The organism is Catonella sp. (assembly GCF_057250765.1).
Window position 1 is genome coordinate 23,486 of the sequence record NZ_DBHIEC010000018.1, and the last position, 14,016, is coordinate 37,501.

Genomic DNA, 14,016 nt, shown 5'->3' on the forward strand with positions numbered 1-14,016 from the left:
TTTAAGTTAGATTATGTATCCATTTATCAGACAGAACTCTCGGTATGCCCCATATAGGTTTAATCATATCTTCAGCATTGACAAGCAGGAAGACTATCCATAGCGGAAAGCCTAGTTTCACGCCTATAAACCCAAAAGGTACACTAAAAAGCCAAACCGGCAATATATCCAGGAAACAGGCAAAGGTCGTATCACCACCACTCCTTAGAATGCCTACAACCATGACCACACTGAAGGCCTTCGGTATAAAAAGTATAGCATGTAAAAATAAGAGCAATCTTACACTTTCCATTGTTTCCGTACTAACTTCATATATTGATAGCAGTAAAGGCCTGCTTATAATTAGGATTATACCGACAAATGCAGCCAATACGGGAAGGATAACAAGAAACCTTCTGCTGTCTCTTTTTGCGTCTTCTTCCCTACCCTCTCCTATTGTATTGCCAAGCATTACCGCAGTAGCATTCCCGGCACCCCTTACAAATACAAAAAGGATTTGTGCAACGGCAGAAGCAATCTGTACTGCTGCTACCGTAGATGTTCCCATAAGCCCAAAAGCTACCATGTACAGGGATGTACCTACTGACCAGGCGATTTCATTAAATAACACCGGGGCTACCTTGCTAAAGTACTCCTTTACAAAGCCTCTTTTCCACCCTGTAAGCTCTCCTATACCGGCCGCTCCTATAAGCTTCTTTTTATAAACTGTAATTAAAATTATAAGCATTTCTATGAGTCTTGCAATCACCGTAGCTATCGCAGCTCCCGTAAGCCCCAAGGCAGGTGCCCCGAAGAGTCCAAAAATAAGTATAGCGTTACCAACTATATTGGTAGCCATAGAAATGAATCCGGCAACCGTAGGAAGCCCAACATTTCCAGTACATCTGCAAACAGTTGCAAGAGAAGTGCTTATTGCAGTAATTATATAGCTTATACTCACAACAAAAAGGTAACTGCTCCCATACTTTACAGCATCCGCATCGTGAATATAAAAACGTATAACCTGCTCAGGCAAAAATAATCCTAAGCAGGTAAAAATGGATGATACTCCTCCACTTAATACATATATTAGACCAAGCACCTTTTTTATGTTTCCATTTTCTCCTGCTCCCCAGTACTGGGCTATAAACACCGAAGCTCCTGAGCTTATACCAAACTGTATAATTGTTAACAGGAAAAATATCTGATTAGCTGCCCCTGCCGCAGCTATCTGAGCATCGCCAAGCTTTCCTATCATCATAACATCAATCAAATTAACAGTAGATGATATTAAAAACTGTATTGAAAACGGCAGGGTTAGTCTAATAAATTTTCTAATAAATTCTTTATCCTTTAGCACAAAATATCTCCTTAAGACAGATAACGAACTGATTCCGTATGGACTTTGCAGTTCTTGTCCGGATAAACTTCTGTTCTGAATTCCTTAAGTACCTTTTCAGGTCTTGGATTTGCCACCAGACACTTGTATACTGTCTCCTCACCCTTTTTAACAGGCAAAGTTGTAAAGGACATCTCAAGAAGGTGATCAGAAAGCTTAAAACCGTGATTATATCCCGGGTCTCCGTCCTTGGTTCTCTCCCATTTCACGTCTTTATTGCCTATGTTGTACCCATAAGTTAGAGGTACCTTTTCAGTCTGTCCATCTTCATATTCAAATACCAGCTGGCCAATCTCATATACTTCTTTCTCTGGGAATACTCCATCTACAAAGAACTTAAAGTCAACAAAGTAGTCAGTAGTATGAATAAGTTCTACATACGCAGGATGTCCATCGTGGCTCTCCTTTGCTTCAAGTCCCTGTGCATCAGCATATTTATAATGATAGAGATATTCAAAGGTCTTGTCTCTAATTGTCTCATAATCTCCATCTTCATAATTATGATTCCAGAACATTTCATACGCGTAGGAAATACCGAAGAATATAGTATTTCTCTGCAAAATTACCTCATTCAATGAACTCCAGTTTGAGATAAAGGCTCCATGGCGACCACTCTTTTCAATATGTGTCTTCCAGTTCGAGAAATAATATCCCTCAAAATTACCATAACGAATATTGAAGTTCTTATCTAGAAACTCATCTTCAAGATCCTCCCCAAGATTCCAGTTCCAATGTAAGATCAGAAGATCCTTAGGTACCATGTCGATTGCCTGGTATGTTGCAGGCATAATACCTATCTTTTTGCCATCTTTTTGGTGGAACTGAGGCATATACATCTGTATTTCAGCCCCACCAAAAGGTCCTGCATTAGGTACCTTAGCATTCTTCAGAAGCTTATCACCCCAAATTAAAGTTTTTACACCCTTTGATTTCAGGTAATTATATATCTTATTCACATCACCTGCAAAGATGTCAGCCCCACTCTTTCCTCTGCATTTTTCACAAACTCCAATTGTATAGTATTCATCATGTCCTATATTAATAACTTCGGGATTAAATACCTCTATAACTTCATCAAGTACATCAAACAGAAGCTCATAAGAAGCAGGGTTTGAAGGGCAGTAGGTATCCGCATATGGGTCCTCCGGTCTTTCAGCTATGTCCATATGTCCCATCATAAGATAGTCACAATGTCCAAGTGAAGGTACTTCAGGAATAACTTCTAACATCCTACTCCTACAGTAAGCCGCCAATTCTCTGACCTCATCCTGTGTCAGGAAATTACCTCCCCCGTTTTCCATATGTATGGCATTTTTGTACCATGGATAGGTGTAGTCCTGTATCTTTGTTGTTTTTCCTGAGTATTCGCTCATTTCTTCACAGTACTTAATCCAGCCTTCGTTTATCTCAGGATGTCTCTTATACTCCATTGCACCGCCGATTTCTATCATGATGCTGTTAAACTTAAAATAACAAATCATATCGACGAATTTCTTAAAAAACTCTATATCCTTTGATGCAGGCAAAAATACCTTCATCCCTCTTTCATCACATACCGGATAGTCATAAGCAAGAAGCTCATCAACACAGCCCTTTTCCATCAGGTGGATTACTGATACTGCACCGTAAAACAAACCTCTTTCACTTAGTGCATACACCTGAATCTCATCACCTTTAGCCTCAATTATGTGGCATTCACTATGCGAAGGTTTTGGTACATTAAACTCATTACTTATACGCTCACCAATAGCAGCAGGTATTTCCTTATGAAAGCAAATAACTTTGAAACCTTCTTCAGTGCCGGTATTTTTTAACTTTTCCGCAAGGATTTCCTGTATCACCGGGATATCTGTCTGTATTTTGGTCTGTTTATTTATATGTCTGGCTGTACCTGTCCTTTTTATATACTGCGGAACAATTCCTCTGCTCATCAGAACCCCTTTCTATTCTTTCATATCATTTAAGTATAAAAGCAGATTTATTTTTTAGCAGCATCAAAAACTGCCTGTGCCTGCTTGATTATTTCCTGATTAAACTTCTCCTCACCCGCTGCTTTAAGCTTTTCTTTGAACTCCTTAAGGGTAGCCATAGGATCTTCAGCAAAACCTAAGTATAAAATAGGTGTATACTCTGTTCTTACATTATATACATTTGCCTGCTCGGTATTTACAGAATCAAGGACGAATGACATACCATCTACAGGATTGAATACAAGCTGCTTAAAGTAATATGATGCCTGAATTTCACCATAGTTAGGGAAAGAATCTATAGGAAGACTTGGAGCATTGGCAAAACACCAGGTACTGATTCCGCCGTAAGCATCAGGTTTAATTACCTCTATCTGCTGGAAATCATGTCCATCTATCTTAACAGTTCCGAGAAGCTTGCTGTGTACTCCAGGTATACCGTTATTAATAAGGAAGTTAAGATCCTTATCGTAGTTAAGAAGATCCGTTGCCATCAATGCTCTTTCAATATTTTTGCTTCTTGCATTGAAGCCAACACCATTACCGGTAAATCCGGCTGAACCAAGTGGCTTATTCTCAAGAAGATTGATATATTCTACTTCCCAGTCAGGATGATTCTGTTTAGCGTTCTGCCAAGCAGTGTTTGCATCACCAATATTTCCGAATTTGACTGCACTCTTACCCGCATCAAAACGATTTGTGTTGGATGATGTAAGATCACTCTTTGAAATATAACCTTTCTGATTCCAATCCTTCATGCGCTTGATATGTTCTTCAAAGCCAGGAAGATCATAAAATGGTACAGGGTCAAGCTTTTCAGAGTTGGTGTAATCATAGGTCAAAGTATGTGAAAGATAGTAACGTCCCTGAGGATACATAACAAGAGCTCTCATAATAATTTCTGAATTGTTGCTTGAAACATCGAGAGGTATCATTCCTGGCTCATTCTCTTTAACCTTCGCCATAAACTTCTCTATATCTTCAGCTGTTTTAAGCGGCTCCATACCATATTTCTTACGAAGGTCGCCACGGACAAATGCGCCATAATGATTTGCCCAGTAGTTATTCTGAGGTATCATATAGTTTTTGCCTGCTACCTGAGTATTCTTCCACGCTGCTTCAGGAAGTGCTGCCTTTGCAAGAGGACAATATTTATCTACCATCTCAGGTGTTATTTCATAAAAACCACCCTTTGATGCTGTCTCAGCATAAAATGCCCATGCAGCTGTATAAATCATATCAAAGTCTTCACCTGATGAGAATAAAAGTGGATATCTCTGCTGATAATCTCCCCAAGATAAGTAATGAGGCTCAATCTTAGCATTGATTTTCTCTGTTAACTTCTTGTTAATTTCTTCAAAAACCATGTCATTATCAGACTGTGGCTCTCCTAAGAAATACATCTTAAGTGTAACCGGCTCCAATGTACTTGCCTTGCTCTCTGTGCCTGCACTTGATGTCTTAGACTGAGTAGACGCCTGCTTTACGGCACTTCCACCTGCATTGCTCTTGGTGTCATTCTTTGACCCGCCTCCACAAGCAACTAAGGCTAAAGCCATAGTCATTGACAATCCTGCTGCTAACCATTTTCTTAACTTTCTCATAATTCTCCTCCTTTTATTTTAACCTTTTACTGCTCCAATCATGATTCCGCTTACAAAGAATCTCTGTACAAACGGATACAGTAACAAGATTGGTCCTATTGTTACCAGTGTCATCGCCATCTTAAACGATTCCTCCGGTGGTGTTACAGCTGCTAACTGTGGCACCTTTGCTATCAGATTCCTAAGCATTGATATCTGGGACAACATCCTGTAAAGATAATACTGCAAAGGAATAAGCTTCTGTTCGTCTACAAACAGCATAGCATTAAACCAGTCATTCCAGTAATTAAGAGCCGTGAACAATCCCATCGTTGCCAATATTGGCTTTGAAAGAGGAAGTATCATTTTAACAAAGATATGAAATTCACCTGCTCCATCAATCTTTGCTGACTCTGTAATTGAGTCCGGAATACTATTGCTTATAAAGCTTCTTATGATAATGATATAAAACACATTGAAGAGGTTTGGCAGAATGAGTGCCATAATATTGTTCTTCATGTTAAAATATCTAATCATCAATATGTACCAAGGAACTATTCCTCCATTAAATATGGTAGTGAAATAGAAGAAGAATGAAAAGAATGTCCTTGGCCTAAATTCTTTTCTCTGTAGTACATAAGCTGCCATTGATGAGAAAAATATACCCACTACAGTTCCCACTATTGTAATAAAAATTGTAACTCCGTAAGCATTAACAATGTTTTCAGGTACTGCGAATACAGCTCTAAATGCTTCAAGCGAATACTCAATCGGAATCAGTGAAAACCCATGCTCAAGAATTGACTGCTCTGATGAGAATGCACCTGATATTATAAACAGGAAAGGAATTAGGCAACAAAGTGATAAAAATATAAGTATTGTGTATGCGAATAGCCCAAAACCAACATCTGCTTTTGATATTTTTTTAGTTAGCATTTAATTTCCCCTCCTTTCTTAGAATAACGCATAATCTTTCTGGAATCTCTTTACCAGACTGTTTACCCCAAGAAGAATAACCAAGCTGATTAAGGACTGGATAAGTCCTGCTGCAGATGTCATTCCCACATCCTGTATCTGTAAGAGAGATCTTACTACATAAGTATCAATTACATCAGTACTATCGTATAAAAGAGGGTTATTTGCCGTAACCTGGTAGAACATATCAAAGTCGCCTCTGAAAATCCTACCTACATTAAGCAGAGTCATAATTATAATCTGAGGTGTAATTAGTGGAAGTGTAATAGAGAATATCTTACGAACTCTTCCTGCACCGTCTATCGCAGCTGCTTCATACATCTCACTATCTAGCCCGGTAATGGCTGCCAGGTATATAACCGAGCCGTAACCCACCCATTTCCAAGCATTAGCTATTACAAGTACATACTTCCATACACCAACATTATTGTACATGTCTACAGGCGTAGCACCTACCGCCTTAAGCATAGTATTTAATGAACCATATTCGTAGTTAAACAAATTGTAGAGGAAGCCACCCACAATTACCCACGAAATAAAATATGGTAAAAATATAATGGACTGTGAAGCTTTTTTAAAAAACTTTGATTTTATCTCAGTAAGTAAAATAGCTACACCTACCTGTAGAATGAGGTTTACCACAATGAATACTGCATTATAAGCTATTGTATTAAAGGCGACCTTGAAAATCTTGCCGCCACTGAAAAGAAATTCAAAATTCTTGAAGCCCGACCAGGGAGAGGCAATAATGCCATCTGCATAGTTGAACTGCTTAAACGCCAGTATAGTACCTCCCATAGGAAGGTAAGCAAAAATCAGATAATAAATAACTGCCGGAAGTATCATAAGATATAATGTAAGATTTATCTTCTTAAACCTGTTTTTGGCAGTTTTTTTAGGTTTAACCATAAAACCACTCCCTTCTCCGCTTTATCTTTGTGTATCTTGCTCTATATTATATGTTTTATTCTTATGCTTTTAGTATATTTTACGCAAAATATTATTTCAATGGTAAGAATCTATGATTAAGGTGATTTTCTACTACTTAGTTAAAAGCCATACAGCTATTTCTTTCTTTTTGTCTTTTCCTGCTGAAGCATAGTCTTTTAAGTGTAAATCACCATCCTTAGTCTTAACATTTCCTTCAAAAATCGAATGGAAGTCTTCTTTGTCTGAAAGAGTCTCAAGACTAACTGATAGATTATCATCAGTTTCGATTTCTATCTCTTTTGACGCCTTCGACTTTGAAGAATCTTCCACCGCAAGCATAAGTGGGCCACGTTCAAGTGCAATATGTCTCTTTGCCAGCGGATCCTCCAAATCAAAGGTCGGTACGAGATAGTCATACTCAAAAAGCATGTTATTTACAAGTAGATCTTTACCGTATGGAACAGGGTATAAAACAAAGGTTCTCATATCGAAGTCTAATTCTATCTCATCTCCCTCTTTCCACCTTCTCATAATTCTTAGATATTCACTACCTTTTGTAAGGTCAGAGACAGATATTACTGGTTTCTCATCCAAAGCTTTGTCATGTATCTCTTTACCATTAAGTCTTGCAGTAGTAACCCTGCTCCAAGCAGGAATACGGAAATTCATAGCAAATTCATCATCTTCGCTTTCTTCAATCCTTATTTTTACATTTCCTTCAATCGGATAAGCTGTTTCTATGCTAAGGCTTAACTTTGAACCTGACTGGTTGACAGCCTCAATTCTCCCTTCTTCATAAAAGTTAAGATTATATCCTTCACTGGAATGAATAAACATTATTTTAGGTATGGTTCCAATTCCTGCAGAAGCTATACTTGCACAGCAGCCATAAGTGTTTCCTTCTTCAAGAATCATAAATCCACCAGCCTGCTTCCCTCTTCTTCCCAGAGTTAAAGGTGCATAACTGTCATAAGGAAATCCTTTTTTTACAATTTCCTGCATTTTTTCAGCCCTATCATCCATAAATCCTTGTGGATTTTCTGCCCCAAGATAGGCATTGTAAAATGAACGCTCAATAGCATCTGCAAAGCGGCTGTCTCCGGTTATCTTTAATATTCTGCCAAAGAACTTCATAAGTGTAACTGTCACGCAAGTTTCCTGCATAATAAATTCATTGGTTGTGTTCGCCTGTCTAACTGTTGAATGGTCGAATAACTCATGTGTACATCCGGCACTTCCTATCACAGTGAAATCTGTATCAAGAATCTTGTATGCATACTTTATTGCAGCCTGCTCCCATTTTTTATCACCTTTTACTTCTGCGTACTCCAAAAGCCCCTCAAAGCAAGAGGTCATTTCGTATGCCTTTGTGACCGGATACTGATAAGGACTTGCTTCATTTTCCATGGCAAGTTCAAATATATTGGCAATTGAAGTTCCTCCATGTGCTACTATGTGCTCTGCAAAGTCAAGATACTTTCTTTCTCCTGTTAGTTTATACAGTTTCACAACAGGCTCCAGTATCGAGCTTGAATTAAGTCCTCTCCAGCAGCCTGATGCAAATACTATTGGTGTTTTCCCATCCTCATCTCCAATAAATTGTATTATGTAGTCTACCTGCTTTTTAATACAGCCTACTACATTTTCCTTAAGCTTGTCATCCTTACATATCTCAAGGAAATATTCCATGCCTAAAATTACATATTTTCTGCACCACAAATCCCACCCATTGAACTCAGTTTCTACAGAGTAGCTGCTTATACGTCCGGTAGGAGCAGTAACTAAAATCATCTCCCTAACCGTTTCTTCAAGAATATTATATAACTCCTCATTTTCAGTATAGCTGTATACAAGAGATGCTCCGCGCATCATTTTGCCCCAGAACTCGCCTCTCCAGCCTCTGTCACCTTTATCTGTCTCTCCCTTAAATTGACTTACAAATCGTTTCCATAGTTTAGGGTCAATTAGCTGTTTGTTTTCTGCAAAATGCATTGCTTTATCCGCTAAGCCCTTTAATGAATATTTTATCTCCATTTTTCCACCCCTTTTATATATGACTACAGGGGACTGTACTTAAGCACAAATCCCCTGATTATTAAATTTTACCAGTTTTCTGTTGTAATCTTCTCAATTTCTTTAAGCTCTTCCTCAGAGAATGGAGCACTGTGTATGGCACGAATATTGGTAAGCAGCTGCTCTGCTCTGGAAGCTCCTACAAGCACAGAGGTTATCCTAGGATCTTTTAGAAGCCATGCAAGCGCCATTTCGGCAAGGCTCTGTCCTCTCTGGTCAGCAACCGCCTTCAACTCCTTTGCCTTCAAGATGTAGAATTCAACATCTTTCTCCTTGAGGAACCTACCATCTGTTTTCACACGACTATCCGCAGGAATGCCATTAAGATAACGGTCAGTAAGCACACCCTGTTCAAGCGGACAAAAACAAATAATTCCCTTTCCTAATTCTCCGGCAGTCTCCTTAAGTCCGTTCCTTTCAATCGTCCTGTCAAAGAGATTGTATCTGTTTTGATTAATTATAAATGGTACATGACGTTCTTTAAGAATAGCAGAAGCCTCAGCCATTCTTTTACCATCATAGCTTGAAAGCCCAACATATAGGGCCTTGCCACTCTTTACTATCTGCGCAAGTGCCTCCATAGTCTCCTCTAATGGGGTATCAGGATCAGGTCTATGATGATAAAAAATATCAACATAATCAAGTCCCATACGCTTGAGGCTCTGATCTAATGACGCAATCAAATACTTTCTGCTGCCAAAATCACCATATGGTCCGGGCCACATATCATAACCTGCCTTGGTACTTATAATAAGCTCATCACGGTAAGCACTAAAATGTTCTTTTAAAATTTTCCCAAAATTTATCTCAGCAGCACCAGCTTTGGGACCATAGTTATTAGCAAGGTCAAAATGTGTTATTCCATTATCAAAAGCTGCAAAGCAGATTTCCTCCATATTGGAATACTGTGAATTGTCTCCAAAATTATGCCACAATCCAAGTGATACTGCTGGAAGCTTAAGTCCGCTATTTCCTGAACGGTTGTAAATCATACTTTCATATCTTGATTCATTTGCCTTATACATATTTACCTCCTTAGTAGAATAAAATTTTTCATATTTTTGCGTGTCAAAAGATGATATAAGCGGTTACTTATATTGTATCAGTTCCCTCCTCACAGGCTATCAACGCCCAAAGCACCGCAGCAACGGCCTCTTTAGCATTTACACATCTTGCATAGTCCACATACTGATCATAGTTATTCTGAACACATAACCCGTCGCAGGCATCTGATATATTGTATCCGCCATCAATCCCGGCAGAACATTTTGAGAGAATTGCTTTATAGCCCTTATCTATAACCTCTTTTGCATATTCATTATCTATTAGTGAGAGGTCGTACGCCTTTTTAAGTGTATACACAAACATTGCACTTCCGGAGGTGTCATGAAAATTTCTTGGAAATCCCTGTTTATCAACCACTTGATACCATAGCCCACAGTTCCAGTCCTGTGTTTTCAGCAGATCCTCACATAACATAATAAGTTGATTTTTAATTTCCTTCCACCCATTAAAATTCTCGGGAATTATTCCAAGTGCTTCAACCAAAGCCATACCATACCAGCCAAGCCCTTCACTCCAGACCTCCGGGGAACAACCGTTTAGCGGGCTTGCCCATTTTGTATACGGATTATCACTATAAGCATGGTACACAAAGCCTGTTCTATCTTTCCTGGCATTTTCAAAATATAAGCTTAATTGTTTTACCGCCTCTTCATAGCTATTCTCTTCATCTCCTATGTATTTACCATATCTTACCAAAAACATCAATTCCATAAATAGTCCATCTGCCCACATTTCTCCCGGAAGATGCTTTCCATGTAAGAATCCACCTTTAGAATTCCTCGGATATGAGTCTAGTGCCTTACGAACCTTTTTAGCAGCAAGCTTAAATCTTTCTTCACCTGTTTTTGTATATAGCCAGATAAGGATAGATGCCGGCATAATATCATCAAGGCAGTCTCCAACAAACCTAGAAATTGTCCCATCATCTCCTACGTGAGTGTTACCATAAGCAAGCACATAATCGTAGTATCTTTTATCTCCGATTTTTTCAAATAACCTAACTATAGCCCATAGATAAAAGCCCTGTGGATAACTCCAGCTTTTATAAGGATAACTATCAGCCAGAGGATATTTCCTCATTAAATACTCTGCTAATTTGATAGCATTACAGCTCAAGCTCATCCCTCCTATCTCATTGTTTCACCATTGTTGTTTATAGTTATTTCATGATATGGATGTCAAATGTACTGGCAACCATTGATACAGGATTGCTACAGCTATACTTTTGACATTTGTATCAGTATATTAATCTATATCATATTTTTCAACAGTAATTATCTCTGAAAATAGCTTTATTCTACTTTTATCCCATTAATTACATAAATTTTTATTGAAAATAACATAAATGTCAAGGTTAAAATATGTGTAATCCTAATATTAATGGTAATTTTCAACAAACATTTTAGATATTATAACATTTTTATTGACAAATATAAACCATGAACATTATAATTATCGAAAATTATCATGATAATTACATAGTGTTATAAACAAACTTAATATTGTGGGTTCAAACCATCAGAAAGGGGTGTTATTCTATTGAAAAGAAAAACAGGTAGTATGAAAAAAAGTGCTATGGGACTATTTTTATCCACTGCTTTACTTACATCTGCAATCTTTCCGGCAAATGCTCTAGCTGGAGAAATGTCAAAAAGCCTCAATATTTTTGAGACTGCTGATAACGCCATTCCACTTAGCTCTGCACTTGCAGAAAATACCGAGAGTGCTGTCCAGATGTCTAAGGCAGAGAAGAAACGCGCTATAAAACAAATGGGTAAAAATCAGGGTAATGTGTGGGTTTGGTCAAAAGAAAATGTAGTAAAAGATCAGGAGCGTGGCCCGAACGGCGGACCCGGACAATTTAACGGTGGCTCTGTAGTATTAGGTGGTAGAGCTTCTTATGATCCGCCTGCTGACTGGTATTATTTGGGCTATAAGCGTGATGGTATGACGGATGAGCAGGCTAAAGAGCTGTTTGACAGCCAGCGCGGTAAATACTTAGACCGTATGGATCCTTGGGGAGTTGTCATGGAAATGCAGGACAATAAAGCCAAAAATGCCTGGTTTGATGTAAGAAATATGCAGGCTTTTGTACTGCGAGAAAATGAAACAACTTGGGAAAACCTTATAGTTGACCCTGTGGCTGTTGATTGGATTGATTATTTTGAAGGTAATATGTACGGATGGATAGGACAGGCCAAACGCGAGAAAGTATACGGCTTTGGTACCTCCGTAAAAATGCAGCCAAAGCAAGATAAGGTTGCACATTGGGGCTCCAAACAGATTTTAAGTGTTCCAAGTCCCGAAAGTATCCGTGCAGTATTGATTTCAGTTGAAGCGAGGATATCTGAAAAGTCTGATCCTAAGGCAAAATTAGGCATACAGGTAGGTGCAGATTGGAAATTCTCAGATGAGAGTCCTGCTGAGCATCCATTATGGTATCCCGGCGCAGGTCTTTCAGGCGTACAGCGCTTAACAAAAGATTGGGCAAGGTATTACTTCGTAAGTGTTGAAGGTATCCAGGATGCAATGCCTGAACGAGCAATTTCTGTAAATAAATTCTACTCAACGATTGTTCCTTTAGCTGATCTTAGCGCAAGTAATGATGAGAGTACAACCGTTACAGTTAGCAAAGAGGACTTAAAGAGCACCATAGAAAATAAGGAAAAAACTGTGACTTTAGCAACATCTGCCGCTAAGTTTGAGCTTGATAAAAAGGCATTTGAGCCACTTTCCAAAAAAGGCGATGTTACCATTTCCCTGACACCTGCAAATAAGCTTAATAGACTTGTCAAAAAAGCTGTAGGAAATAGGCCTGTATATGATATTGTCTTAAAAGCAGGGGATAAGAAGGTTGCTAATCTTAATGGAAAACTGAATATCAGCCTTACTTACAAGAAAAATGCTAAAGAAAAAGCAAAAGGACTTTTTGTTGCTTATGTAAATAACAATGGAAAACTGGTTAGGGTAAAGGATTCTTCCTACAATAGCAAGACCGGTAGAATAACCTTTACTACAAAGTCCTTAAAGAGATTTGTAGTTATGTATGAAGCCCCTAAAAAGGCCAAATAAAAATCAGAACTTCTGATTTTTAGTCAAAATTTGAGCTGTGCAGCCAAAATCGGTGCACAGCTCAAAATATCAAATTCTTAGTACATTTGCCTTCTATTTCTCCATCTAACAGCCTTCCGATGTTCTTGATAAATTTGTTCTATGATGTTAGTGAGGTACATGCTCTGCATTACCTCCCCGTGCCTAATCAACCTTCCTGTTTAACCTACGCAAGAACCTCTCAGTTCTGGGGTTTGATGCTGGCCTCTTTGCCTTAATCTCTTCTACTACCTCGGCCACTCCGTTTAATCTCCTGCCTTTATTGCAGGAGAGCTTGTCAAGCGGACACTGCCAGCCACAGCCCTTACAGACTCCTGTTGTCGTACTCTTCTCACCAATATTGCTATTATTTTCCATTCTCATTTATCCTCTTCTTTATCTCTTACCGAATAATATAACTAATGCCATTCCATCTGTCTAGTATCGAAAATGGAGTTATTATTCCATTTAATTCCACTATTTCTTCACTATTTTTCATTATTTTTCAGACCCTTAATAGGTTTCATAAATAAGTTCTTTATCAGCCTGAAACTTTTCATCAAATTTCACCAGTATATACAGCCTGCCAGCAGGGGATTCTCCCATATCATATCCGAGAGCAAACTCTTTATAACAACCGCTTTTATCAAATATAATCTCCGCCAGGTTTAACTTAGACGCATCTTCATCCGGATGGACAGCCTGTATTACCTTATGGGCATTGTCATCTAACTTCTCCAATTCCCTAAAAAGTCTTTGCATAAAATCATCCGGTATTAGTGACATATCCTTCTCAGTAAAACCGGTAAAGTTAAAATTTACCTCTTTATTGCCATATTTGCCTGTAAAATATATCCCTGCGTTATTTTTATCCCAGTCTTTTACATTCCATAATGTGAGCAAATCTTCTTTTTTCATTTTTAATCTCCGTTTAGTCCTCTACTAATTGCAAAAA

Annotated in this window: 11 protein-coding genes; 1 reads left to right on the top strand and 10 read right to left on the bottom strand. The window is 38.4% G+C overall.

Going from position 1 to position 14,016, the window contains the following annotated elements:
- Position 1: 1 nt before the first annotated feature.
- The 8 genes from ACO6HM_RS09555 to ACO6HM_RS09590 form a co-directional block, all read right to left on the bottom strand.
- Positions 2 to 1,339, bottom strand: a complete 1,338-nt coding sequence (locus ACO6HM_RS09555; protein ID WP_485390818.1) for an MATE family efflux transporter — start codon at positions 1,337 to 1,339, stop codon at positions 2 to 4.
- A gap of 11 nt (positions 1,340 to 1,350) precedes the next feature.
- Complete coding sequence (locus ACO6HM_RS09560; protein ID WP_485390819.1) at positions 1,351 to 3,309, bottom strand: family 20 glycosylhydrolase; 1,959 nt, start codon at positions 3,307 to 3,309, stop codon at positions 1,351 to 1,353.
- Between the two features lie 47 nt (positions 3,310 to 3,356).
- Positions 3,357 to 4,949 carry an extracellular solute-binding protein gene (locus ACO6HM_RS09565; RefSeq protein ID WP_485390820.1) on the bottom strand — a complete coding sequence of 531 codons (1,593 nt, stop codon included), beginning with the start codon at positions 4,947 to 4,949 and terminating at the stop codon, positions 3,357 to 3,359.
- A gap of 18 nt (positions 4,950 to 4,967) precedes the next feature.
- Positions 4,968 to 5,864 (bottom strand): carbohydrate ABC transporter permease, encoded by an 897-nt coding sequence (locus ACO6HM_RS09570; RefSeq protein ID WP_485390821.1) that lies wholly within the window; start codon positions 5,862 to 5,864, stop codon positions 4,968 to 4,970.
- Between the two features lie 18 nt (positions 5,865 to 5,882).
- Complete coding sequence (locus ACO6HM_RS09575; RefSeq protein WP_485390822.1) at positions 5,883 to 6,812, bottom strand: ABC transporter permease; 930 nt, start codon at positions 6,810 to 6,812, stop codon at positions 5,883 to 5,885.
- Between the two features lie 132 nt (positions 6,813 to 6,944).
- A complete protein-coding gene (locus ACO6HM_RS09580) occupies positions 6,945 to 8,867 on the bottom strand; it encodes a beta-L-arabinofuranosidase domain-containing protein (RefSeq protein ID WP_485390823.1) in 1,923 nt (640 codons plus the stop codon).
- A gap of 68 nt (positions 8,868 to 8,935) precedes the next feature.
- Positions 8,936 to 9,931: an aldo/keto reductase gene (locus tag ACO6HM_RS09585; protein ID WP_485390824.1), complete on the bottom strand. Its 996-nt coding sequence runs from the start codon at positions 9,929 to 9,931 to the stop codon at positions 8,936 to 8,938.
- A gap of 67 nt (positions 9,932 to 9,998) precedes the next feature.
- Positions 9,999 to 11,093: a glycoside hydrolase family 88/105 protein gene (locus ACO6HM_RS09590; protein WP_485390825.1), complete on the bottom strand. Its 1,095-nt coding sequence runs from the start codon at positions 11,091 to 11,093 to the stop codon at positions 9,999 to 10,001.
- 417 nt (positions 11,094 to 11,510) lie between these two features.
- Between ACO6HM_RS09590 and ACO6HM_RS09595 the strand changes: the two genes are divergently transcribed.
- Complete coding sequence (locus tag ACO6HM_RS09595; protein ID WP_485390826.1) at positions 11,511 to 13,043, top strand: hypothetical protein; 1,533 nt, start codon at positions 11,511 to 11,513, stop codon at positions 13,041 to 13,043.
- A 183-nt stretch (positions 13,044 to 13,226) separates the two neighbouring features.
- Here ACO6HM_RS09595 and ACO6HM_RS09600 read toward each other — a convergent pair whose 3' ends face one another.
- Both ACO6HM_RS09600 and ACO6HM_RS09605 read right to left on the bottom strand, forming a co-directional pair.
- Positions 13,227 to 13,445: a hypothetical protein gene (locus ACO6HM_RS09600; RefSeq protein WP_485390827.1), complete on the bottom strand. Its 219-nt coding sequence runs from the start codon at positions 13,443 to 13,445 to the stop codon at positions 13,227 to 13,229.
- Between the two features lie 129 nt (positions 13,446 to 13,574).
- Positions 13,575 to 13,979, bottom strand: a complete 405-nt coding sequence (locus tag ACO6HM_RS09605; protein WP_485390828.1) for a hypothetical protein — start codon at positions 13,977 to 13,979, stop codon at positions 13,575 to 13,577.
- Between the last annotated feature and the right edge of the window lie 37 nt (positions 13,980 to 14,016).